Genomic DNA, 24,177 nt, shown 5'->3' with positions numbered 1-24,177 from the left:
TATGGAAACATTTAGATTATGGTTAGCTGTTTTTGGAATCATAGCTGTTGTGGTATTATTAATTAAAAAGCGTGATACAAAAACTGTTTTACTTGGTGTTGGTTTAGTTCTTTGTTTATTATCATTAAAGCCAATGGATGGTTTAAGTGCTTTTACAGCTTCCATGACAAAAGTTGGACTTATAAAAGCAATTTGTGCGTCAATGGGCTTTGCTTTTGTGCTTAAATTTACAAAGTGTGATCAAGCGTTAGTAGATACTTTAACAAAACCACTTGGAAATATTGGATTTTTCTTAATTCCTGCAGTTGTAATCCTAACTTGGTTTATTAATATTGCTATTCCATCAGCTTCTGGATGTGCGGCTGCAGTCGGTGCAACTTTAATTCCGCTTTTAATGGCCAGTGGTGTTAAACCCGCGATGGCTGGAGCTGCAGTTTTTGCTGGAACTTATGGTGGAGTTTTAAGTCCTGGCTCAGCGCATAATATTTATGTTACTGATATGATTGTAAAAGGTGGAAACACTGCTTATACTGTACAAGATATTATAAAAGTGCAAATGCCAAGTGCATTTTTATCTTTAGCTATAGTTTTAATTTCAATTAGCGTAGTTGCTTTTGTTTTAAAAGACTATACAAAAGGTGTAAATTATTTATCTAGCAATCAAAACAATGTCAATGTTTCAAAAAATACAAAAACTAATTACATACACGCTTTAATGCCATTAGTTCCGCTTGCTATTTTGATAGTCGCAGGTACACCATTAAGTGAAATTTCATTTTTAGAATGGACAAAAATGGGAGTTGCTGAGGCTATGATATTAGGTGCGATTGTAACGCTTATTGTAACAATGACAAATCCTGAAAAAATCGTGAAAGAATTTTTCAGTGGAATGGGAACAGCTTATGCAAATATTATAGGTATTATAATTGCTGCAGGTGTGTTTGTGGCTGGACTTATGGCTTGTGGGGCAATTGATTTTATTATTGCTATTTTAAAAAATGAGCAAGATTATGTTAAATTTGGTGGAACTTTTATACCATTTTTAATGGCAGTTGTTACTGGCTCAGGTGATGCGGCAACTTTTGCTTTTAACGATGCAATAACTTCTAAAGCAGCTGAGTTTGGTTTTAGCCAAGATGTTCTTGGAATGGCTGCTACAATAAGTGGTGCTTTGGGTAGAACAGCTTCACCATTAGCAGGAGCTTGCATTGTATGTGCTGGATTAGCAAATACAAACCCTTTTGCTATTGCGAAACGAACATTTTTAGGAATGGTAATTTCTGTAATTGCAATTGCATTTATTATTTTATAAAGGATAAAATTATGGATATAGTAAGTAGATTTTTAAATTATACAAAAATCAATACAACAACAAACAGAGAAAATGGTGCAAACGGCATAATGCCATCAAACCCAAAAGAGTTAGAACTTGCTAAATTAATCAAAAATGAGTTAGAACAAATGGGCATTAGCGATATAAATTTAAGCTCCAAAGCTATTTTAATAGCTAAAATTCCATCGAATTTAGATAAAAAAGTGCCAAGTGTAGCATTTTTTGCACACCTTGATACAAGTGCAGAACAGACAAATGACACAAAAGCTAAGATAGTAAAATATACAGGTGGTGATATTTGTTTAAATGAAGAGTTGAAAATTTATCTAAAAGAGTGTGAAAATCCTGAACTTAAAAACTATATCGGCGATGATATTATTGTAACTGATGGAACTAGTTTGTTAGGTGCTGATGATAAAGCAGCGATTGCAAGTATTGTAAATATGTGTCAATATTTTATGAGTAATCCGCAAGTTAAGCATGGAGAAATTATTGCGTGTTTTGTGCCTGATGAAGAGCAAGGTTTAAGGGGTGCAAAAGCACTTGATGTAAATTTGTTAGGGGCTGATTTTGGATATTGTTTGGATTGTTGTGAGATTGGTGAGTTTATTTATGAAAACTGGAATGCTGGAGATTGCGTAGTTACTTTTACAGGTCGTAGTGCTCATCCAATGAATGCAAAAGGAAATTTGATAAATTCGCTTTTAATGGCACATAAATTTATCTCACTTTTACCAGGCGGTGAAGCACCTGAGTATACAGAAAATAAAGAGGGGTATTTTTGGGTTAAAGAGTTAAGTGGCAATAGTGCAAAAACTGTTTTAAAGATCGATATTAGAGAATTTGATCAAGAAATTTATAAAAAAAGAATGGAATTTTTGCAAAAATTAGCTGATAATTTAAATGAGATTTGGGATAATAGAATTAATATTTGTCTTAATGACAGATACGCAAATGTTTATAATTTTTTAAATAATGATAACGCACCTGCGATAAAATTTGCAAAACAAGCTTTTGAAAATGCAGGAGTTGAAATGAAAATAAAGCCAATGCGTGGCGGATATGACGGGGCTGTTATTTCTCAAAAAGGCGTTCCAACACCAAATATTTTTACAGGAGCACATAATTTTCATTCAATTTATGAGTATTTGCCGGTAAATTCGTTAAAAAAGTCAAGTGAAGTAATTACTCAAATCGTAAAACTAGTTGCACAATAATAAATACCGCTAAATTTAAATAAATTTATTAAATTTAGCGGTAAATCTTATATAAACTTAAATTTATTATAATAAATCATTATATAAATTTTAATAGTAAATATGTAGAAAATGCTTTAAAATAGGTTTAAAATAAATATTTTAGTAAATTTAGGATATAATCACAAAATTTTTTTATTTTAGGATTTTATGATTTTTAGTAGAAATTTTTTAAGCATCTGTGCTATAAACTTTACTCTTTATATTTCAAGTTATCTTACTTTGATAAGTGGGACAAATTTTGCCATCAAAACTCTTGGTGCAAGTGTGAGTACAGCAGGACTTATAACCTTGATGTACACTCTTGGTGTTATATTTGGCACACTATATATGGGGCGAATCGTTGATAAAATCAGCATTAAAAAAACTATTTTTATAGTCATGGTTTTAGATCTCATAGTAAGCCTACTTTACACACAAATTACAAATGTTGGCTTTTTACTTGTATTAAGGGCTATGACAGGAACTCTTTTTGGTATGGGAACTTGTATATGTAATACTACCATCTCAAAGCTCGTTCCTAAGACCAAAAGGGGCGTTGGGATAGGGTATTATAATATGAGCGTGATTATAGCTTCTGCCATATCGCCAGCTGTAGCTATTAAATTTAACTCAACTCAGGCGTATCAAACAAGCTTTATAACTGCTGCTATAGCCATGGCAATTGGCTTATTATCTGTGTTTTTCTTAACTTATAAAAGTAAAGATTTGGACGGAAAAAAGTTAAAATTTAGCATATTTACTCTCATAGAAAAAACAAGTCTTGGGGTATCTTTGATTATGTTTTTAGCAGGATGTGCTTATGGTGGGATTTTAGCTTTTTTAAGTGCTCACACGCAAGGATTAAACCTAACAAATTCTGGAGCTTTATACTATCCATTTTACTCTATTGTAGCTCTTTTTGCGGTTTGGATTTGTGGAAGTGTTTTTGATAAATTTGGTCCAAATTTAGTAAGCTTAGCAACACTTTTTAGTTTGGCTTTAAGTGTTTTTCTGCTTGGTATTGCAAAAAGCTCAATTTTTATCTTAGCTTCGGCTTTTTTCCTAGCTTTTGGCTGGGCAACATTTAAAAGTTTAGCTCAAAGCATGGTAGTAAAGCTTGCTCCATCAAGTAAAATAGGCTTAGCAAATTCTACTTTTTTCATCGCTGCAAATTTAGGCATTGGCATAAGTCCGCCACTTCTTGGATTTTTAGAACCGAGTTTTGGTTTTAGTGGCGTTTATATAGCATCATCATTTATTATGCTTTTAGCAATGGGCTTATATTTGGTATTTGTATCGCCTAAATTTAAGTAGTTTTAAGATAGCCTGAAATTCTTAATTTAGGCTATTTGGCGAGATATCATTATAAATTTGGCTTTGTAAATTTGCTAAGTGTTTAGTTAAATTTAGACTAAAATCTTGCTCGTCTTTAAAGTAATAAGGTCTACTGTTTAGCTTTGAGATTAGCATAATAAAGCGGATTTTAAGATCTAAAATATCCTTTTTTAGCTCACTATTGATGCCGTTTTTAAGAGAGTAAATTCTAATATTTACTAAAGCTTTAGAAATTTCATCAAATTTTGTATTCAAAGGGCTTTTAAATAGCCCTCTAAACTGGCTTATTTTATCTGTGTTTTTGCTATTTAAAGTAGTAAATTCTCCAGTTTTTTGATTTTGTATGATTGAGTTAGAAATATTTACAAAATTTTCTAATATCTCATTTACTAAAGGCTTAAATTTTTGAGAGTTTTTAACTGGAAATATAAAAAAACTAACAAAGCAAGCTATTAAAAAGCCAAAACTCATATCCATTAATCGTAAAATCATAAGTGATTTAAAATCCCCACTTATAGCAAAAAAATAGATACTTACGCATACAATAAGCCCAAAATTTGAAACAGGATAGCTAAAAATCTTAAAGTAAAAAAGCATAAAAATAGCAACAAAAATAAATGGATAAATCATAAACGATCCACTCAGTAAGTTTATCATAAAAACAGCAAAAACAACTGCTAAAGTTGTGCTTATGATGGCCTGAAATGTTGCTTTAGTAACTTCTGTAACGCTTACTTTCATCACACATAGCGTTCCAATAGCTACCCAAACTCCACGCTCAATTTGGGCTAAATTTGCAATTATAAGCGATATTGCAATAGCAAGAGCGAATTTAAGGCTAAATTTAAAGGTTTGATTGTTTAAATTTAGGCTATTTATGAAGGATTTAAGGCTAAATTTTGCTTTTTTTGGAAGCAAAGGAGCGTTACTGCCATTTTTAATATCATCTAAAATTTCATATACGATAGCGTTTTTACTGTTTTTAAATTCATACTTAAAAATTAGTTCTTCATCTAAAAAGAGCTTTCTTAGCTCATTTATATTTTCTACAATCTCATCAGTATGGTCTAAATTTAATAAAGCCAAAGCGTGAACCAACTCTTCACATTTGTATAGATAAAAGGCTACTTTTGTGTGATTTTGTATAAGGTTATCATCTCTAAACTGGGAGCTTTTAACATTTAGTATATCTTTTGTTTTTGATATTTTATCTAGGATTTGAGCAGTTGAAATTTGACCTTTTGCTAAAAAAGAGAGTTCATTAAATATCACTTTAAAAGCTCTTTTTGTAAATTTGCCGTAGTTAGAAAATCCTCTAATTATTAAAGCTATAACTGAACCAAGTATAAAGCCAAATGCTGCAAATTTTGAGTTGAAATTTGAAATTCCAGAACTAACCACTAAAACCACAAAGCAGATAAATGCTGAATTTATCATGGCAATACTTAAATTTATGCTGTATAAAGATAAAATTTGAGCTAAAAATATCCATACAAATGCGGGCAAAAATAGCCAAATTCCTAAGGCATTTATAAAATTTGATAGCAAAATTAGATTAAAAGATAAAAACACAAACAGCATAAGCCCTAGAATTCTATCTTTGTTTGAGCCTTTAAAAGTTGTGATAAAAAACACACTAACGCACCCACTTATAGCCCAAAGCATCAAGGCTTTACCAGCTAATGTAAATGTGATTAAGCAAGTTAAACTTACACCAAACAGAGCCTTTATAGCATATATTAATCCAAAATTTGCAGGATCTTTTTGTCTAATTAAATTTATCATTTTTTTGCCAAAATTATCGTAGAGGCTATTATCAGAAAAAAGCCTAAAAAATCAAATGCTACAAATGTTACGCCTAACCATATCCATATGAAAAATGCTGAGGTTACAGGCTCTATAGATGCTATAAGGCTAGCTTTTGTTGGACCAAGTATTGATAAACCTTTCATATACAGGCTAAATGATAAGACCGTTCCACAAAGTACTACACCAAGTAAAGCCCCAACTCCTGGTAGATCACTAACTCCTTCTAAACTCCAAGCTCTACACATCACTGAAGACATAACGCCACTCATACTAAGCCCTAAAGCAAGGCATGTAAGAATGCCATAACGGCGATTTATCTTAATAGGAGTTATGCTATAAACCAAAATACAAAGAGCTGATAAAAGTCCTGTAATGATAGCTTTAGGCGGTATGACTAAATTTGAAGGATCGCCATGAGTAGCAAGGATAAAAACGCCAATTACCACGCAAATAAGAGCTAAAATTTCTTTTAAACTAGGTAGAGTTTTATCTACTATACCAACAAAAATTATGATAAATATCGGCGAAGTGTATTGTAAAATAGTAGCAATAGCAGCATTGCTTAAATCTATCGTTAAATAATATGTATATTGACAAGCGTAAAGACCAAAAATAGCATAAAAGATAAGTATTAATGTATCTTTTTTATTTGTAAAGATAAGTAAAATTTGGGCTTTTTGTTTATAAATAGAGTAAGAAAGAAGTAAAATTCCACTTAAAATAAGCCTTGTTGTTACAAGCCACTCAGGAGAGATATTTTTTTGTTCAAAAAGATACTGTCCACAAGCTGAAGAAAACCCCCAAAATAAGGCACTTAACAATGTAACAATAATGCCTAGACCGTAGCTGCTTTTTTGATCTTCCAATATAGCTCCTTATTTTTTGTCTATTATAACTAAAATAAGGAGATTTAGAAGTTAGGAAATTTTATAAATTTGACTAAATTTAGGACGCTTAAAATTTAGCTTAAAACCTGCACTTTTTAACATCGCCCTCTTTATACCCTAAGTAAAATGCATCTCTTCTTTGTTTAGCACTTCCATGAGTAAATGAGTCAGGCACGGCGTAACCTTGAGCTTTTTCTTGTAATACATCATCGCCTATCATTGAAGCTGCATTTAGTGCTTCTTCAATATCTCCATCTTCTAGTAGATGTTTTGAGTGATTAGCCCAAATTCCAGCAAAACAGTCAGCTTGAAGCTCTATTGCGACGCTATTTTGATTTTTGTTGCTATATGGTTTTTGATTTAAAAGTCCTAGTAAATTTTGGATATGATGTCCAACTTCGTGAGCTATGACATAAGCTGCTGCGAAATCTCCTGGTGCATCATGACGCTTAGCAAGTTCATCAAAAAAGCTTAAATCAAGGTATAGTTTTTTATCTAAAGGACAGTAAAATGGCCCAACTTGCGAGCTTGCAAAACCACAACCACTGTTTGTAGCCCCTCTAAATAAAACCATTTTTGGCTCTTCATAAGGAGTTAAAATTTCCTTCCAAACGTTTTCAGTTTCAGCTAAGATAACGCCTGCAAATTCACTCATCTCCATATCTTTTTGGGTTAATGGAGCTTTATTTGAGCTACTAGAACTAAGTCCAAAAATTCCAAGTGGATTATAGCCCATAAGCATAGCAATACCACCTATTATAAGAATAATACGCCCTATTTTAGATCCCATAAGCCACCTAATAAGTGGCAAAAGGACTTGTAAATTCATACCACCTTGAGCTGTTTGCATCCTTTTATCTTCTACATTTGAGCTTGTTTTTCTACCGCGCCATTTCATCTTTTAGCCTTTGTTTGGAAATGTAGTATTTTATCATAAATGTGTAAAGGCTGTACTTAAAATTTTTCTATATTATAATTAAAATATAATAAATTTATATAAGCTTTTAATGCAGTTTTCTATCTCATCAACACTTCTTGGTTCTACAACCCTACTACAAATTTCATCTCCATCTTTTAAAAAGATAATAGTTGGAATGTGCCTTATGCCCATAGCATCTCTAACGCCCTCTTCTTTATCTATATCAATCTCGTAAAAATCAACTTTTGGGTATTTTTTAGATAGTTCTATAAGCATTGGTGTAGCTATTTTACAATCCTTACACCACGCTGCTTTAAAAGCAACTACGCAAACACTGCTCTTGCTTATATCTTTAAACTCATCAAAAGTTAAATCTTTCATAACTTCTCCTTTTTTAAATTTCTATAATTTTAGCATTTAAATTTAAATGTGACTTTATTACAAATTCTTAAAATAAAAGTAAGAAAAATATACTATAATTTAGTAAATTTTTAAAAGGAGAAAAAATGAGCAGAGAAAATAGAATCATTAGAATCGCTTTAGGTTTGATATTTATGATTGTTGTTGGCATTATGTTTATGAGTTGGTGGGCTTTGCTTGGGCTGATACCAGTTATTGTTGGAATCACTGGTTTTTGTCCAGCGTGCTATTTTTTAAATAGATGTTCTACTAAAAGATAAATTTACTAGCTTATAAATTTAACCTTCATAAGCTTTTTAGGGATTTGTGGCTTTTTTTATATTTTTGGGTTTAATTATGGAGTATAAGTATTTTTTAAACAAAAGTAAGGAGCACTGAATTTGCTCCTTAAATTTAGCAGTTTCTACAACCTTTAGAATTTACAGCTTTTACTATAGCGTCATAATCTGGTTCGGTAGTTACTTCTTTTACTATCTCTTTATGGATGATTTTGCCTGCTTTATCAACTACAAAAACAGCCCTAGCAGTAAGTCCAGCCAAGTTGCCATCGGCTAGTAAGACGCCATATTTATTAGCAAAATCTTTATTTTTAAAATCACTTCCAACTACTACATTTTCAATGCCTTGAGTTGAGCAAAATCTCTCCATGGCAAATGGTAAATCCATAGATACAACTGTAAGTTTAACACCATCCATTTTAGCGATGCTTTCGTTAAATTTTCTAGTTTCTGTAGCACATACGCCCGTATCAAGTGATGGCACGCTTGCTATTACTTGGATAAACTCACTACTTCCGCCAACTTTTACTGTTTTTAAATCTTTGCCTACAAGCTCAACCACTGGTGCTAAATCGCTAACGCTAAGCTCATTTCCTGCTAAACTAACCGTATTTCCACCAACTGTTACTGTTGCCATACTATCTCCTTATATAAATTTGTGACATTTTACATCTTTATGCTTAACGCAAAGACAATCTATCTTAATAAAACGACTCATCTGTTTTCAAAATTTTTTAGTTTAATAAAACTGTATTTTATAAGATTTCTGCCTTTAAATTCAGAAATTTTTGCTAAATTCTAAACAAAAAAAGGAAAAATATGCAAATTATGTTTTTGTTTATGGCGTTTTTAGCCGGGGCTTGTTTATCAGTTCAAGCTGTGATAAATGCAAATTTAGCCGCGTTTTTAGGTGCTAAGCCGATAATGGCGGCATTTATTTCATTTACCATAGGAAGTTTGGCTTTGTTAATTGTGGCAATAATTTTAGGAGAGTTTAGTTTTGCTGATATTAAAAGCTTAAAAAGTATTGAAATTTATAAATTAATAGGTGGTCTTTTAGGGGCGTTTGCTGTTTTTTCTACAACATTTATCGCTCCTAAAATAGGGCTTATTTTGATGTTTATGATGATAATTTTTGCTCAACTTTTAAGTAGCTTTTTGATTGATAGTTTTGGGCTTTTAGGACTTAGCAAAAAAGAGATTTCGCTAAGTAAGATTGTGGGTTTAGGTTTGTTTATAGTAGGACTTTTTATCTATACTTTAGGAGATAATTTATTTAAATCTAATCAATAAATTTACCTTCATACCCTGTGGTTTTTATCGCATCAAGTAGGCTTTGCTTTGTGACATTTGCCTCTGCTTCAACAATGGCGTTATTGTCTTTTAGACTTGCTTTTGCGCTTTTTACACCATCTACTTTTTTAAGAGCTTCTCTAACCATAGCAGTGCAAAGCGGACAGTGCATTCCAGGCACATTTATAGTATAAGTTACACCAAAAACAGGCATACTAATAGACAAAATAAGCATAAATTTAACTAAAAATTTCATATAAAACTCCTAAAATTTCAGGGTAAAATAGTATAAAAATAAGCGAAATTCCTAATATTATAACGCTAAAAATTTCACCTTTGCTTGTCTTTTTTATTTCACAGCTTTTATCTTTACAGCTAGTAAAATAGCGAAATTTAACAAACAAAATAAAACATAAAATAGAAATAATAGTCAAAATCCATCTAAATTTATAAAGTGGTTCAAAAATGCTTAAAAATCCAAAGCTACTTCCAAATAGCAAAAATGCAAGTGCTGGCAGACAACAACTAGATGCTAGGAGAGCACCAAAAAGTGCTGTAGCTCCTAGCCAAATTTTACTATTTTTAACTTTAGTTAATGGTGAGTGATTTGTACTCATAAGCAAATCGATCGTAGTAGTTTAAAACATTGTCATCAACTTCTGCGTAAGGATAGCCAAAGTTATTAAGTGGTTGTTCAAAAGGCTCTGGTTTTAACACAAAATCACGCCCCATATTGTAACCTATCCAACACATCTCCCAGTTTCCAAAAAGATACTCTCTTATTTTAATAACAGCTTCATCTTCGTTTGTAAGTTTTTCTGCTAAGCGAAATTTAGTTACATCGCCTGGATCGCATGGTATCCATCCGTAACCTTTGATATAAAACTCAGCTCTACAGTGTTGTGAACCAGTGATATTTGCACTTTTGCCATCGCCACTTCCCATAGCTTTGCTAAATCTACTTTTACCAACTCTGATACCAAATATCTCTCTAGCTGGAATTCCAGCAGCCCTTGCAAGAGCAACAAAAACTGAGCTAATATCTGTGCATTTGCCATATAGTTTACCTGATTCTAAAATAGCTTTTGCATCACCTAAACCACACCCTATTATGCTTTCATCTCTTGTCATATTATTAGCTGTCCAGTTGTAAATGGCTCTAGCTTTTTCTAAATCCCCGCTTACACCTTTTACTATCTCATCAGATTTTTGTTTTACAATACCGTTAATTTGGATACTTTTAGTTGGTTCTAAAAATTTAGCAACTTCAGGGCTAAGCTTTTCTTTTTCATCAAAATTTACTTTTGAAAAGTCTGTTGTTCTATCTGTTGTTAAAATTTTGAAATTTGTAGTAATTGTTGGATTTTCTTTGCTAAATTTAGCAAAAAGGGTTGGAATTTCAAAATCACTTTGATAAATTTCATCGTAGTTACCGCTATTTTTAATAGCACTAACCATGCTTTGATAGCTTGAATTTAAAGGAAGTGGTAGCCATAGTTTTGTTACCTTTCCAGCCGTTTTAATGTCATGTTTTAGAGTTATATCAAAGATATTGTGACCTTTTTGGTCTTCGTTTTGACTCGCAAAACTAACGCTTGGAAGCATAACGCCACCAGCAACTAACGCTCCTGTTTTAAAAAAATCTCTTCTTTTCATATAAGTCCTTGTATGGGTAATAGTCAAACCTTGACTCTATACTTAAATAGTATCATAAATAAGTTTAATATTTAGTTAAAATATAATGATTAAATATTTTATATAATGTTTTTTAAAACTCAAAACCAGCTTGGTTTAATATTTTCATAAATTATACCATCGGTGTTAGTCCGCTATTGAAGATTTTCATCTTTTACTTGAATACAGGCAAATTTAAGCTTAGTTATAGCTTTTATCGCTCTTTTGCCACTTGCTTTATATAAATCTTAGCATCACCCAAATTTAGACTCTTTTAACTCAACTCTTGGTTTATTTGAAATGAAGACTATTTTGTAATTCATAATCTGCTCCTTTGTTTTGACAATTATAAACTTTAGGCATAAATGATAGTTTTAATAAATTTAAAATTTAGCTATAAATTTAGTGGAGTTTAAAGGGTTTATTTTATTAATAAGGGGCAAAGCCCCATATTTTAATCTTTTGTGAAAAATCTATCTTCGTGTTCTTCTATATGGTCAATATTTAGCTTTATAAATTTCCAGCTAAAGTATATTAGTAAAAACCAAGTTATTAATAAAAACAGCGACTTTATCATCATATCTCCTTAGTATTCATCTTCTTTAGCGTCTTCGCTAGTAAGCTTTTTGTTATCCATAAGCTTCCAAACATATGCAATGTAGCCTAAAACTACAGGTGCCCAAAGAGATACAAAAAACATCACCTTTAGGGTATAATAACTTGAACTTGCATTATATATCGTAAGTGAGCTTTGTAAATCAGTATATGATGGATAAAAAGATGTTTTATTTAGTCCTGATACTAAAAACACGCTCATTACTACAAGTGTCACTCCAAGTCCGTATGGAAAAATTCCTTTTATACTATCTGTAAAAACACCTTTATAAATTCCAAAAAGAGTTAGTATAAGCCCAACTAAAAGTATAATCAAAACTAAAGGCATTTGGATGAAATTTTTAGTGTATTTAAAGCTTTCTACAACTATAATGCCATTTTGACTGATAGCATATCCATCTTTTAATAATATCCATGCTAAAAAAGCCACCACAAACAAAACAAATAGCAAAGCGTCTTTTTTAAGTCCTGCTCTAAGCTTTATCCTTAAATCACTCTCATTTATATGATTTATAAGATAGAGCCTACCCCCAGTTCTAGCTTGAAAATACAAAGCTATACCAAGTAGTAAATTTAGAGGGTTTTTAAGAGCTTCTAAGCCCCTTAATCCACTATCCCAGCTAACAAAGTTGCTTGAGTTAAGTCTAAATTCACTTCCACTAAAAAATGTTGAAACTGCAATTCCAATTAAAATAACCCCAAGTGAGCCATTTATAAATAAAAACGCATCATATGTTTTTTGTGAAAGAAAGTTATTAGGTTTATTTCTATACTTATAACTAACTGCTTGAACGATAAAGCAAAAAAGTATCGCCATCCATACCCAATAAGCCCCACCAAAACTAGTCGCATAAAATAGCGGAAAAGCCGCAAAACAAGCACCGCCAAACATAACAAGGGTTGTAAAAGTAAGTTCCCATTTTTTTCCAGCTGAGTTTATCATAAGCTCTTTTTGCTCTTTGTTTACTTCTATTGTAAGGGTTTGAATTCCTTGAACAAACATCATAAAAACAAATAACCCACCAATTAGGCTTATCAAACACCACCAGTAAATTTGTAAAGCTTCATACATATTAAAATCCTATTTTTATTTGTTTAAGCATTATCTTTATCTCAGCTATAAATAGCACCGTAAATAAAATAGCAAAGAGAGAAAATGAAATTTTAACATTCACACTTGCTAGATCAGTTGCAGCAATTCCAACTGGCATTAAATCCTGTATCGCCCAAGGTTGACGCCCTACTTCAGCTACTACCCAGCCAGCTTCACAAGCTATGTAGCCAAGTGGTATACTAAATACACAAATCCAAAGTATTTTCTTAAATTTCTCAATATCATTTGCCATGCTTAGGTATAAACAGACAAAAAATAGTGCTATAAAGTAAACTCCAAGAGCTACCATTATGTGAAAACTATAAAATGTAAGACCAACAGGTGGGACGATATCTTCAGGTTTTTCTAAATATCCATAACCGAAATTTTCCATATTTTCATCTAAAATCTGACGGTTTTTTTCTACTGCTGTTTGGTCGTTGTTATCCATTGCTACTTTGATATCTTCTAGGGCTTTAAGTGCTAAATTTCCACTTTCGATTCTACTTTTAGCTGATACAATACCATGTTTTTCATTACCATAAACCAAATCTTCAATTCCAGGTGTGAAATTTCCTATTCCTCTAGTAGCCATAAGACCAAGTGCGTAAGGAAAGTTTAGTTCAAAGATAAATGGATCTTTGCCATCACCTAGCTCTTTTGAGTGATCTAAAAGCCCAGCTACGACTATACCGGCATTTTCTTCTCCTTTGTATAGTCCTTCCATAGCGGCTAATTTCATCGGCTGTTTTTGTGCTACTTGATATGCGCTCTCATCGCCACTAAAAAGAATAAATAGCGAACTTAAAAACCCAAAACTAGCAGCAACTATAAAACTTTTTTTAGCCTTTATAAAGTGTCTTCCTTTTAACATATACCAAGCTGAAATTCCAACCACAAACAAAGATGCAACTATATATCCACTTGCTGCTGTGTGTAGAAATTTGCTAATTCCAACAGGAGAAAGTGCAACTTCAGCAAAATTTACCATCTCATTTCTTAGGGTTTCGTGGTTGAAAACTGTTCCTGTAGGAAATTGCATCCAGCCATTTGCAACCAAAATCCAAAACGCACTTAAATTTGAACCAATCGCAACCATCCAAGTTGAAAAGAGGTGAAAACCCTTACTAACTCTATCCCAACCAAAGAAAAGCACAACAAAAAATGTAGCTTCTAAGAAAAAGGCAAATAGCCCCTCAATTGCTAAAGGTGCTCCAAAAATATCTCCTACAAACCATGAGTAATTCGCCCAGTTTGTACCAAATTCAAACTCCATTATAATGCCAGTTGCAACGCCAATGGCAAAATTTACAGCAAAAAGCTTTAGCCAAAATTTGGTTATTTTTTTCCATTCTTCATTGCCAGTTTTATAGTAAATAGTCTCCATAAACGCTATTATAAACGATAGTCCAAGCGTTAGTGGGACAAACAAAAAGTGGTACAAAGCAGTTAGTGCAAACTGAGCTCTTGACCAGTTAACGGTGGTTGCCAACTCTTCCATTTTAATCCTTTGTTAGATTTTGATATATAAAATTAATTTTATCTTCTTGGGTGTCAAATTTAGTATGAATGGTTTCGTTAAAAAAGAACATCTTAAATACAAAAATAAAGATTATAATTTTAACAATAGCTATGCCCCACAGCGTTTTGCCAAGAGTCATGCTTTTAAAGCCATTAATATATAAACTAATAAAATTTTTTAAAGTTTTCATAAGAAAAATTATAGCACTTTTAGGATTAAAATAGTATTAAATGTATTGATTTTTAATATTTAGAAATTTACCGTCATCTGATAAAATTTATTAAAATAAGGAGAAAATATGAGAGTTAGTATTCATGATTTAGTCACAGCAAATGAAAATGAAAGGGTTGAAGATGCTTTTTTAAGAACGAAAAATTTAGTAAAAACAGCTGAGAGTTTAGGATATCATCGCTATTGGTTTTCAGAACATCACTCAATTGAAGCAAACCTTAGCACAAGTCCTGAAATTTTAATAGCTTATTTTATCAGTCAAACTAGTAAAATCCGCCTAGGAAGTGGAGGGACTATGATAATGCACTACTCACCTCTTAAAGTGGCTGAAAATTTTAAAACCCTAATAGCCCTTGCTAAAAATAGAATCGATATAGGTTTAGGTAGAGCCCCAGGTGGTGATGCAAAGTCAATCATTGCTTTAAGTGAAGGAAAAGGCGTAAGTGTTGATGATTTATATCAAAAAATAGAGTATATTTTAAGCTATTTTAAAGATGAAGAGATCCGTGATAGACGCTACAAAGCAAAAGCTATACCTAATAACACAAGCTTTCTTCCAAGCCCGTGGATGCTAGGATCTAGTGGAAACTCAGCAAATTTTGCAGCATATATGGGGCTGGGTTATAGTCATGCTAAATTTTTTAGTGTAGATGTTGCTGATGTGGTATTTAGCGAGTATAAAAGAAATTTTAGACCAAGTGTTTTCTTTGAAAAGCCTGAGCTTATGTTTAGTTATATGGTTGTTGTAGCTGATTCTAAAGAAGAGGCTAACTACCTTGCTAAGCCAATTGAGATGATGTTTTTATCCATTGCAAGAGGGACCAAACAGCTTAAAATTTTAAATCCAGAAAAGGTAAAAGATTATAAATTTAGTCAAGATGAAGAGAATTTGATAAAAAGCAAATACGAAAAACGCTACTTTATAAAAGGCGATAAACAAAGTGTTTCAGAAATTTTACATGACGAGGCTAAAAAATATAGTCTTGATGAAATAATGGTTTATAGTCCTATTTATAGTCCAGAAAAAAGAGAAGATAGTTATAGAAAAATTGCTGAAATTTTTGACATTAAGCCTTAAGTTTAACTTGATAACAGCAAATCATAGTATAATTACCATATATAAAATTTAAGGAATAATTATGTCAAAACAGACGAGATATATTTTTATAACGGGGGGCGTTTTAAGCTCTCTTGGTAAAGGAATCGCAGCTGCTAGTATAGCAACTTTGCTTAAAAAGGCTGGCTTAAAGGTAAGTATTTTAAAAGCTGATCCATATATAAATGTTGATCCTGGAACGATGAGTCCATTAGAACATGGTGAAGTTTTTGTAACAGATGATGGGGCTGAGACAGATCTAGATTTGGGGCATTATGAGAGGTTTTTAGATGAAAATTTAAGTCAGGATAATAACTTTACAACAGGTAGAGTTTATAGTTCAGTTATTGAAAAAGAAAGGCGTGGGGATTATCTTGGTAAAACTATCCAAGTAATCCCACATATCGTAAATGAGATAGTTGATAGGATAAAAGCAGCTGGCAAAGATAAAGATATTTTGATCGTTGAAATAGGCGGAACTGTTGGCGATATCGAAGGGCTTCCATTTTTAGAAGCCATTAGAGCTATGAGAGTTGAGCTTGATAAAGGTTTAGCGATGAATATCCACCTTACTCTTGTGCCTTACTTAAAGGCTTCAGGTGAGCTAAAAACAAAACCAACCCAACATAGCGTTGGTGAGTTAAGACGCATCGGAATAACACCAGATATGGTAATTTGTAGAAGTGAGATGCCACTTGATAAGGATTTAAAAGATAAAATAGCAAGAAGTTGTGGTGTAGATAAAAACTGCGTTATAGAAAGCTTTGATTGTCAAAGTATATATCAAATTCCACTTCTTTTTATGCAACAAAATATCTTAGATCCTATAAGTTCGATGCTAAATTTAGGACAATTAAAAGTTGATATGAGTGATTGGAATACTCTTGTAAAAAGAGTAATTGCACCTAGCGATTTAGTAAAAATCGCTTTTGTAGGAAAGTATTTAGAGCTAAAAGAGAGTTATAAAAGCCTTACTGAAGCACTCATCCACGCAGGAGCTCACCTAGATACAAAAGTAGATATTAAATGGATAGACAGTGAAAAAATTTACTCTGAAAATGTAGATGAAATTTTAAAAGATGTAGATGGAATTTTAGTAGCTGGTGGCTTTGGTAAAAGAGGTGTTGAAGGCAAAATGGAAGCGATTAAATTTGCAAGAGTTAATAAAATTCCATATCTTGGAATTTGTCTTGGAATGCAGCTATCACTAATAGAATTTGCTAAAAATGTACTAAATTTAAAAGATGCAAACTCAGCAGAATTTGATGAAAATACGCCTGAGCCAGTAATTTATCTAATTGATGAGTTTATTGGAAAAGATGGCTCAAAACAGATAAGAACACATAAAAGCCCTTTGGGCGGAACAATGAGGCTTGGCGGGTATGAGTGTGATGTTAAAAAAGGATCGATTCTTTCTAAACTTTATAATGGAGTTAAAACCATAAAAGAGCGTCACCGCCATAGATATGAAGCAAACCCTAAATATAGGGCTGAGTTTGAGAAAAATGGGCTTATGGTAAGCGGAGAGAGCAGTGGATTAATAGAAGCAGTTGAGCTAAAAGATCATCCATTTTTTATTGGTGTGCAGTTTCACCCTGAATTTACATCTCGTCTTACAAAGCCAAATCCTGTGATTTTAGGCTTTATCGATGCGGCAAATTCTAGGTAAAAGAGAAGTTAGGGCGATTTTAGAAAAAAGATTTGAAAATGATATTCACACAAAAATTTCACAAATCCCCCTTCCTTGTCACTTAAAGGATACCTACAAGGCATCAAGTCGTATAAAAACTGCTATAGAAAATAACGAACGCATTGCTATTGTAGGGGATTATGATGTTGATGGCATCGTAAGTAGTGTGATATTAGCTGAGTTTTTTGATCTTTTAGGAGCTATTTATAGGGTTAAAATTCCAAATAGATTTAGCGATGGATATGGTTTAAATCCTAAAGTTTTAGATGATTTAGATGATGTTACACTCATTATTACAGTCGATAATGGAATAAGTGCAGTTGAAGCAGCAAATGAGTGTAAAAAAAGAGGAATTGATTTAATCATAACTGATCACCATATGCCACCCCCTACTCTACCTGATGCATATGCTATTATCAACCCAAAGCAACATGAGTGTCCATTTCCAAATGTTGAAATTTGCGGTGCTGAGGTGGCATGGTATCTGGTTGGAGCGTTAAAAGAGGTGTGTGCTATAGAGTATGATATGAGCTCACAGCTTGATCTTTTAGTAATGGCGATAATTGCTGATATGATGGAACTTAGAGACCTAAATAGAGTGCTTGTAAAAATGGGTATAAAAAAGCTAAATTCATCAAAACGCCCCTGCTTTGGGGTTATAAAAAACTACTACAACAAAGATAGCTTTGAATTTGATGATATAAGTTTTTTAATTGCTCCTTTGATAAATGCAACTGGCAGGATGAGTGATGCTACGCTATCATATAAATTTCTTCGTTCTAAAAGTTACAAAGAGGCAAACGCCTTTTTTGAGAAAATTCTAGCACTCAATCACAGCAGAAAAGCTGAAGAGAAAAATCTTTACGAGTGCTCGCTTCCAAATATTAGCGAAAATGACGAGATAATTGTAACTTGGGGTAATAATTGGCATGAAGGGGTTATTGGAATCGTTGCTTCAAGGCTTACTAAGGTTTATAAAAAACCAGCCATTGTTTTTAGCGTAGATGAGCACCGCGCAAAAGGAAGTGCAAGAAGTGTGGGCAAATTTGATATATTGCGTCTTATTGCTATGCAAAAAGAGCTGCTTCTTAGCTTTGGTGGGCATAAAGGTGCTGCTGGTATTGTGATAGAACCTTCAAAACTTGAGGAATTTAAAGTTGCTATAAATTCTGCTTGTTTTCTTCAAGATATAGATATATCGCCATATAGCGATGAAATTTTAGGCGAGATAGATTTGAAAGAAGTTGACCTTGAGATGCTTGATATTTTAGAGTTTTTTGAGCCATATGGACAGAAAAACCCAAAGCCAATATTTAGTATAAGTAGTGCCTTAGTCAAAAGCGTAAGAATGATAGGAAAAGAGGCAAATCACCTTAAGATTACAGTTGAAAAAGATGGTACTACAAAAGATGCTCTGTTTTTTAACTACGATATAAAGCCAAAAGAAGGAGATAGTGTAAGTTTTATAGCTACTATTATAAAAAATTCATTTAAAGGTAAAATCACCCCTGAGTTTGTTATAAAAGAGATTTTGGAGTAAATTTTACTCCAAATTTATCTTAAATTTAGCATGTAGCAAGCTTCTATATCGCCTATTTTACACGCGTGAAGATATAATGAGTCAGCTTTGGTTTTGTTTGCTTCAACACCTTGACCGTAGTCATACATAACAGCTAAATTTAGGCAAGAGTAGCTGCTATTATTATCGCAAGCTTTTGTGAAAATAGGAAAAGCTTCATCATATCTTTTTTGGGTTAAAAACATATACGCTTTTAGTTCGCACCCTACTCCCCACTTCAAATCACAAGCTTTTTCAAAATACTCAAGTGATTTGTTAATGTCATCTATTTTATAATATGTCATTCCTACTTCACTACAAGACCAAGAGTCTCCAGCTGTACAGTTTTGATCAAATTGTCTGAATTTATCACTTTGTAAAACGCTTTTATCACCCTGTGTCATTCCGCTAAATGCTAATAGCCAAAATGGTATAACCAAAAGCAAAAGTTTTTTCATTCTTTCTCCTTTTCAATGCACTCTTCAAATATAAATTTATGCTCATCAGGAATGGCTTCATATATCCTATAAGCTAAATTTCTAATCTCCCAAAGGGCTGATTTGGAGCTTCTTAAATGCAAAAAATTTTGAAGACTTCTAGCATTTATACTCCAGGTAAGTTCTGTTTTATAACACTCTGGAAGTGCGTATTTAGCAATATCAATAGTCTTTACAACTTGTAGAATTTGACGGATATTTTCAAGTGCTTTAATGCTGTAATTATCTACTATTTCATTTCCTGTTAAAACTATATATCTTGAAGCGTTTTTAAAATCTCCAACTTCAAACTCACTCTCATTTTTTAACTCTTTTAGGGTATAGCGGGTTGATTTTACGCTTAAACTTGCCATTCTATGGCGGGCAAGTTCTTGTAAAAGAGCTCTTGAAATTCCTTTTATATAAAAATTATAATGCAAATGTTCAAGCGTTGAGGCGTGTTTAAATTTATTTCCAACTCTATTGATTAGTTCTTTATCGATTTCACCGCCATTATCGCCTTTATCAAAGCTTTGCCAACAAGTTCTTATAGCATTTGAGCAAACCCAAAGCGGGGTAAAATTTAGCAATCTTACATCCATATTCTATCCTAAAAACATCGCAAATATTGCACCAAAAAGAATTAGTGGAATGTTGAAAAAGACAAATGTTGGAATACAAGTATCATAAATGTGATTGTGTTGTCCATCAAAATTTAGCCCACTTGTTGGTCCAAGAGTGCTATCACTTGCTGGACTTCCAGCATCTCCAACAGCTGCAGCGATGCCTATTAGTAAAATAATAGCTTCTGTTCCAAAACCAAGTTCAATAGCTAAAGGGTAATAAATAGCTGTGATAATCGGAATAGTTCCAAAACTAGTACCAATTCCAATTGTTATCAAAAGCCCAATAACTAGCATCAAAAATGCTCCGCCAAGCTTTCCACCAGCTACACTTGCAACCGCATTTACAAGCTCAGGTATCCCACCAGTTGTTCTTAAAATTTCGCCATATCCAGCAGCTACAAGCATAACAAAAGCGATAAATCCCATAATATGAATGCCTTGATCAAAGGTTTTATCCATCTCTTTATATTTAATCCCGCCAAAAATTATCATAGTTATTATGCCAAGCAAAGCACCAAGTGGAAGCGAGCCAAAGCAAATTTGAATTATAAAAGCTACAACTATCCCAGCTAATGCTCCCCACTCCTTTATCCCCATCTTTAAGTCGTCTAAATTTCTAGCCATACCCTCTTCTATCACCTGATAATCACGAGGTTTTCTAAATACTATAATAGCTAAGATAAGTCCTACTACCATAGGAATTGCTGCCATCCACATAACAGATGCTATATCACTTATGGCAACTGTTAATCCGTTGTTTGCCATCTCTTTTTGAAGAAGGTTGAAAAATAGAAGTCCAAAGCCAACAGGCAAGGATATATAAGGTGTTTGAAGTCCAAAAGTTAGCGCACACGCTACTGCTCGTCTGTCTATTTTCATCTTATTCATAATGGCTAGTAGTGGTGGTATAAGAATAGGAATAAAGGCGATATGAACTGGAACTAAATTTTGTGAAAAACAAGATATTATGGCAATAGCAACAATAAAATAAAACTTATTTTTAGTAATAAATTTGGAAATTTTATTTATTAAAATCGCTGTTAAATTTGTCCTTGAAATAGCAGCAGCAATAACTCCAAGTAAGATGTATGATAAAGCAGTTTCAAGGTTGCCTTTCATTCCTTCTATAAAAACACTAAGAGTGTGCATTGTAGAAGCTATAAAGCTAAATGCTTCACCATCAGGCATAATTCCACCATAAATACCAGCAAACATTGCCGATATAAGTATAGAAAGCATGACATTACACCTTAAAACACATAAAACAAGCATCATAATGATGCTTAAAAGCACGGGATTTGTAAGCATTTTTATCCTTTTAATCAAAAAGGTTTATTATACTAAAACTTTACTTTTGTTTCTATAAATACAAACTTAAATTTTACTAAAGCATAAATTTTATTAAAGGTGCAGACAGTGCTAAAAACAGTAGCCCAAAAGCAACGGTACTTACGGCTAAATCTGCGTCTTTGTTTGCTTTTATTACTAAAGCACAAGCTATGGTGGCTGTTGGCATTGAGCATAGATAAAAAGCGTTTAAAATCGAAATGGTTCTTTCTAGCCCAATCAAATTTACTATACTTATAAATATAAATGGTGTTAAAAGTGTTTTTGATAAAATAACTATTATCGTGCCTTTATATGAGCTCTTTATCGCTCCAAAACTTAGGCTTAATCCTATAGCAAAAAGTGCGACTGGAGTTGCTGTTGAACCAAGTGATTCAAACGGTACAAATACAAACTCAGGTATGGTAAAAATTTTACAAACCAGCCCTAAAACCAGCCCTATAAATGGCGGAAAAAACAGCACTTTTTTAGCTAACTTTATAATACTTGGTCGTTTTTTACTATCAAGACTTAAGATAAATGGACCAAAAATAGATATAGGCAAAGCTCCAGCAAAGGCATCATATAGCACAACTTCGCCGATGATATCATCGCCAAAAAGGGTTGTAACGATAGGAATTCCTATAAAAAGTGTGTTTCCAAAAGTTGTAAGCAAAAAGATAGATATAAGAGTTGCTGAGTTAAATTTAAAAATTTTACCCACCAAAACAGCAAAAAGAGCGGCTATAACACTTGATATGAAGCCCATAAAAATATATATAAAAAGATGTGGATTTATATCAAGATGATAAATTTTACTTAGTATTAAGCAAGGCATTGCAAACATTATAACGAAGTCAAAAAGCACACCTGCTTGGCTCTGTTTTAAGGCTCCAACACGCTTTGCAAAATACCCCGCAAAAAGTATAAAAAATACAGAATAAAGCGTAGTATAGAGCATTTGTTTCCTTTGAAAAATTTTTTGCGTTATGATACTACAAATTTTAAAATTTAACTAGGTTTGAACCTAAATTTAGATAAAATTATAAAATTTTAAAATTTGGGAGAGTTTATGAGAAGCGATATAATTAAAAAAGGCTATACAAGAGCTCCGCACCGCTCACTTTTACGAGCAACTGGGCTAAAAGATGAGGATTTTACTAAGCCATTTATAGGCGTTGCAAATAGCTTTATAGAGATAATTCCAGGGCATTTTTATCTAAATAAATTTAGCGAAATTATAAAAGATGAGATTAGAAAAAATGGCTGTGTGCCGTTTGAGTTTAACACAATAGGCGTTGATGATGGCATCGCGATGGGGCATGAAGGTATGCTTTATAGTTTGCCAAGTCGTGAAATCATCGCAAATTCAGTAGAAACTGTGATGAATGCTCACAGTCTTGATGCGTTAGTTTGTATTCCAAACTGCGATAAAATCGTGCCTGGAATGATAATGGGTGCTTTAAGGGTAAATGTTCCAACGATTTTTATAAGTGGTGGTCCGATGAAAGCTGGAGTTGATAAAGACAGCGGTGACGCACTTGATTTAAATAGCGTTTTTGAAGGTGTTGGAGCATATGAGGTTGGTAAAATTGATGAGAAAAAATTAAAAATGCTCGAATGTGAGGCATGTCCAAGTGGAGGAAGTTGTAGTGGGATGTTTACTGCAAATTCTATGAACTCACTTTGTGAAGCGATGGGGATAGCTTTAGTTGGAAACGGAACTATTTTAGCACTAACCCCGGAGCGTGAAGAACTTGCTAGAAAAGCTGCTAGGAGAATTTGCGAGATCGCACTTGATGAAAAATTTAAAATCAAAAATATCTTAAATAAAAAAGCTATTAGAAATGCGATGGTTTGCGATATGGCAATGGGAGGAAGTTCTAATACAATCTTACATATGCTTGCAATTAGCCGCGAAGCTGGGTGCGCGTTAGATATAAAAGAGCTAAATGAAATCAGCAAAAAAATAGCCCACATCGCAAAAGTTGCACCAAGTCTTCCAAGTGTGCATATGCAAGATATCGGCAAAGCTGGTGGAATAACTGCTATAATAAATGAAATTTCAAAAAGAGATAATGGACTTTTAGAACTTGATAATCTAACCGTAAGTGGTGAGATGATGAGCAAGAGGGTTAAAAATCACCCTGTAAAAGACTACAAAGTTATAAAAAGCGTTGATGAGCCATTTTCAAAGGTTGGCGGACTTGCGATACTTTTTGGAAATTTGGCAGAGCAAGGTTGCGTGATAAAAGCTGCTGGGATTGTAGGGGAGAGAAAATTTAGCGGAAAAGCGGTATGCTTTAACTCACAAGATGAAGCAATTGCTGGAATCACAGCTGGAAAAGTTAAAAAAGGCGATGTTGTGGTTTTAAGATATGAAGGTCCAAAAGGTGGCCCTGGAATGCAAGAGATGCTTAGTCCAACAAGCCTTATAATGGGGCGTGGATTAGGGGCTGATGTGGCTTTGATAACAGATGGTAGATTTAGTGGTGCAACAAGGGGTTTAAGCATCGGTCATGTAAGTCCAGAAGCAGCAGAGGGTGGAATGATAGGGCTTTTAAAAGATGGCGACATAATAGACATTGATGTTGATAACTACTCTATAAATGTGCGTCTTAGTGATGAAGAGATAGAAAAACGAAAAAAAGAGTGGAAATATGAAGGAAAAGAGGTAAAAAGTAGGTGGCTTAGACAGTATCAAAAGTTAGTTACAAATGCAAGCAGTGGGGCGATTTTAGAAGCTTAAAAATACAAA

General features: G+C 33.1%; 25 protein-coding genes. 9 read left to right on the top strand and 16 right to left on the bottom strand.

Annotated elements, in window-relative coordinates:
* Nucleotide 1: 1 nt before the first annotated feature.
* The 3 genes from dcuC to CCORG_RS08575 all read left to right on the top strand — a co-directional run bounded on the left by dcuC (nt 2) and on the right by CCORG_RS08575 (nt 3,885).
* On the top strand, nt 2-1,312 hold the full coding sequence (dcuC, locus tag CCORG_RS08585) for a C4-dicarboxylate transporter DcuC (RefSeq protein ID WP_025802177.1): 1,311 nt from the start codon (nt 2-4) through the stop codon (nt 1,310-1,312).
* 11 nt (nt 1,313-1,323) lie between these two features.
* Nucleotides 1,324-2,550, top strand: coding sequence for a peptidase T (pepT, locus tag CCORG_RS08580; protein WP_025802175.1), 1,227 nt, complete (start codon nt 1,324-1,326; stop codon nt 2,548-2,550).
* A 189-nt stretch (nt 2,551-2,739) separates the two neighbouring features.
* Nucleotides 2,740-3,885: an MFS transporter gene (locus tag CCORG_RS08575; RefSeq protein WP_025802173.1), complete on the top strand. Its 1,146-nt coding sequence runs from the start codon at nt 2,740-2,742 to the stop codon at nt 3,883-3,885.
* Nucleotides 3,886-3,906: 21 nt separating this feature from the next.
* Here the strand turns inward: CCORG_RS08575 and CCORG_RS08570 are convergent, their stop codons facing one another.
* From CCORG_RS08570 to CCORG_RS08555, 4 genes are all read right to left on the bottom strand, one after another.
* Complete coding sequence (locus CCORG_RS08570; RefSeq protein ID WP_025802171.1) at nt 3,907-5,691, bottom strand: FUSC family protein; 1,785 nt, start codon at nt 5,689-5,691, stop codon at nt 3,907-3,909.
* Nucleotides 5,688-6,581 (bottom strand): DMT family transporter, encoded by an 894-nt coding sequence (locus tag CCORG_RS08565; protein ID WP_025802169.1) that lies wholly within the window; start codon nt 6,579-6,581, stop codon nt 5,688-5,690. Before CCORG_RS08565 ends, CCORG_RS08570 begins: the two co-directional genes overlap by 4 nt.
* Before the next feature lie 100 nt (nt 6,582-6,681).
* Entirely contained in the window at nt 6,682-7,500 is an 819-nt protein-coding gene (gene ypfJ, locus CCORG_RS08560; RefSeq protein WP_025802167.1) for a KPN_02809 family neutral zinc metallopeptidase, read from the bottom strand.
* Between the two features lie 78 nt (nt 7,501-7,578).
* Nucleotides 7,579-7,902, bottom strand: coding sequence for a thioredoxin family protein (locus CCORG_RS08555; RefSeq protein WP_025802165.1), 324 nt, complete (start codon nt 7,900-7,902; stop codon nt 7,579-7,581).
* A 125-nt stretch (nt 7,903-8,027) separates the two neighbouring features.
* On the opposite strand from CCORG_RS08555, the gene CCORG_RS08550 reads away from it, so the two are divergent.
* On the top strand, nt 8,028-8,201 hold the full coding sequence (locus CCORG_RS08550) for a YgaP family membrane protein (RefSeq protein ID WP_025802163.1): 174 nt from the start codon (nt 8,028-8,030) through the stop codon (nt 8,199-8,201).
* 133 nt (nt 8,202-8,334) lie between these two features.
* On the opposite strand, the gene tpx is transcribed toward CCORG_RS08550, so the two are convergent.
* The gene (gene tpx / locus CCORG_RS08545) at nt 8,335-8,856 is read right to left on the bottom strand and encodes a thiol peroxidase (protein WP_025802160.1); all 522 of its coding nucleotides are present in this window, start codon (nt 8,854-8,856) and stop codon (nt 8,335-8,337) included.
* Nucleotides 8,857-9,038: 182 nt separating this feature from the next.
* On the opposite strand from tpx, the gene CCORG_RS08540 reads away from it, so the two are divergent.
* Nucleotides 9,039-9,512 (top strand): DMT family transporter, encoded by a 474-nt coding sequence (locus CCORG_RS08540; protein ID WP_025802158.1) that lies wholly within the window; start codon nt 9,039-9,041, stop codon nt 9,510-9,512.
* On the opposite strand, the gene CCORG_RS08535 is transcribed toward CCORG_RS08540, so the two are convergent.
* The 7 genes from CCORG_RS08535 to CCORG_RS08510 all read right to left on the bottom strand — a co-directional run bounded on the left by CCORG_RS08535 (nt 9,502) and on the right by CCORG_RS08510 (nt 14,606).
* Nucleotides 9,502-9,768: a heavy-metal-associated domain-containing protein gene (locus tag CCORG_RS08535; RefSeq protein WP_025802156.1), complete on the bottom strand. Its 267-nt coding sequence runs from the start codon at nt 9,766-9,768 to the stop codon at nt 9,502-9,504. The genes CCORG_RS08540 and CCORG_RS08535 overlap by 11 nt on opposite strands.
* Nucleotides 9,752-10,129, bottom strand: a complete 378-nt coding sequence (locus CCORG_RS08530; protein ID WP_025802153.1) for a hypothetical protein — start codon at nt 10,127-10,129, stop codon at nt 9,752-9,754. Before CCORG_RS08530 ends, CCORG_RS08535 begins: the two co-directional genes overlap by 17 nt.
* Nucleotides 10,101-11,168 (bottom strand): transglutaminase-like domain-containing protein, encoded by a 1,068-nt coding sequence (locus CCORG_RS08525; protein WP_025802151.1) that lies wholly within the window; start codon nt 11,166-11,168, stop codon nt 10,101-10,103. The genes CCORG_RS08530 and CCORG_RS08525 overlap by 29 nt, the downstream gene beginning before the upstream one ends.
* Nucleotides 11,169-11,640: 472 nt before the next feature.
* The gene (locus CCORG_RS09075) at nt 11,641-11,763 is read right to left on the bottom strand and encodes a hypothetical protein (RefSeq protein ID WP_265092844.1); all 123 of its coding nucleotides are present in this window, start codon (nt 11,761-11,763) and stop codon (nt 11,641-11,643) included.
* Nucleotides 11,764-11,772: 9 nt separating this feature from the next.
* The gene (locus tag CCORG_RS08520; RefSeq protein WP_025802149.1) at nt 11,773-12,873 is read right to left on the bottom strand and encodes a cytochrome d ubiquinol oxidase subunit II; all 1,101 of its coding nucleotides are present in this window, start codon (nt 12,871-12,873) and stop codon (nt 11,773-11,775) included.
* Between the two features lies 1 nt (nt 12,874).
* Nucleotides 12,875-14,395: a cytochrome ubiquinol oxidase subunit I gene (locus CCORG_RS08515; protein ID WP_025802147.1), complete on the bottom strand. Its 1,521-nt coding sequence runs from the start codon at nt 14,393-14,395 to the stop codon at nt 12,875-12,877.
* A 1-nt stretch (nt 14,396) separates the two neighbouring features.
* Nucleotides 14,397-14,606: a DUF4492 domain-containing protein gene (locus CCORG_RS08510; protein ID WP_081755056.1), complete on the bottom strand. Its 210-nt coding sequence runs from the start codon at nt 14,604-14,606 to the stop codon at nt 14,397-14,399.
* A 108-nt stretch (nt 14,607-14,714) separates the two neighbouring features.
* Between CCORG_RS08510 and CCORG_RS08505 the strand changes: the two genes are divergently transcribed.
* The 3 genes from CCORG_RS08505 to recJ all read left to right on the top strand — a co-directional run bounded on the left by CCORG_RS08505 (nt 14,715) and on the right by recJ (nt 18,973).
* The gene (locus CCORG_RS08505; RefSeq protein ID WP_025802145.1) at nt 14,715-15,725 is read left to right on the top strand and encodes an MsnO8 family LLM class oxidoreductase; all 1,011 of its coding nucleotides are present in this window, start codon (nt 14,715-14,717) and stop codon (nt 15,723-15,725) included.
* A 61-nt stretch (nt 15,726-15,786) separates the two neighbouring features.
* A complete protein-coding gene (locus tag CCORG_RS08500; protein ID WP_025802143.1) occupies nt 15,787-17,412 on the top strand; it encodes a CTP synthase in 1,626 nt (541 codons plus the stop codon).
* Nucleotides 17,393-18,973, top strand: coding sequence for a single-stranded-DNA-specific exonuclease RecJ (recJ, locus tag CCORG_RS08495; protein WP_172658573.1), 1,581 nt, complete (start codon nt 17,393-17,395; stop codon nt 18,971-18,973). The genes CCORG_RS08500 and recJ overlap by 20 nt, the downstream gene beginning before the upstream one ends.
* Nucleotides 18,974-18,987: 14 nt before the next feature.
* On the opposite strand, the gene CCORG_RS08490 is transcribed toward recJ, so the two are convergent.
* The 4 genes from CCORG_RS08490 to CCORG_RS08475 all read right to left on the bottom strand — a co-directional run bounded on the left by CCORG_RS08490 (nt 18,988) and on the right by CCORG_RS08475 (nt 22,380).
* Nucleotides 18,988-19,449 (bottom strand): tetratricopeptide repeat protein, encoded by a 462-nt coding sequence (locus CCORG_RS08490; protein WP_025802139.1) that lies wholly within the window; start codon nt 19,447-19,449, stop codon nt 18,988-18,990.
* Nucleotides 19,446-20,069, bottom strand: coding sequence for an FAD-dependent thymidylate synthase (gene thyX, locus CCORG_RS08485; protein WP_025802137.1), 624 nt, complete (start codon nt 20,067-20,069; stop codon nt 19,446-19,448). Before thyX ends, CCORG_RS08490 begins: the two co-directional genes overlap by 4 nt.
* Nucleotides 20,070-20,072: 3 nt before the next feature.
* Nucleotides 20,073-21,401 carry a Na+/H+ antiporter family protein gene (locus CCORG_RS08480; RefSeq protein WP_025802135.1) on the bottom strand — a complete coding sequence of 443 codons (1,329 nt, stop codon included), beginning with the start codon at nt 21,399-21,401 and terminating at the stop codon, nt 20,073-20,075.
* A gap of 76 nt (nt 21,402-21,477) precedes the next feature.
* The gene (locus CCORG_RS08475; RefSeq protein ID WP_025802133.1) at nt 21,478-22,380 is read right to left on the bottom strand and encodes an AEC family transporter; all 903 of its coding nucleotides are present in this window, start codon (nt 22,378-22,380) and stop codon (nt 21,478-21,480) included.
* 111 nt (nt 22,381-22,491) lie between these two features.
* Between CCORG_RS08475 and ilvD the strand changes: the two genes are divergently transcribed.
* Nucleotides 22,492-24,168: a dihydroxy-acid dehydratase gene (gene ilvD, locus CCORG_RS08470; RefSeq protein WP_025802131.1), complete on the top strand. Its 1,677-nt coding sequence runs from the start codon at nt 22,492-22,494 to the stop codon at nt 24,166-24,168.
* Nucleotides 24,169-24,177 lie beyond the last annotated feature (9 nt).

Source organism: Campylobacter corcagiensis, assembly GCF_013201645.1.
GTDB lineage: Bacteria > Campylobacterota > Campylobacteria > Campylobacterales > Campylobacteraceae > Campylobacter_B > Campylobacter_B corcagiensis.
The sequence above is the reverse complement of the archived record's forward strand: the minus strand, read 5'-3'. Positions and strand labels throughout refer to the sequence as shown.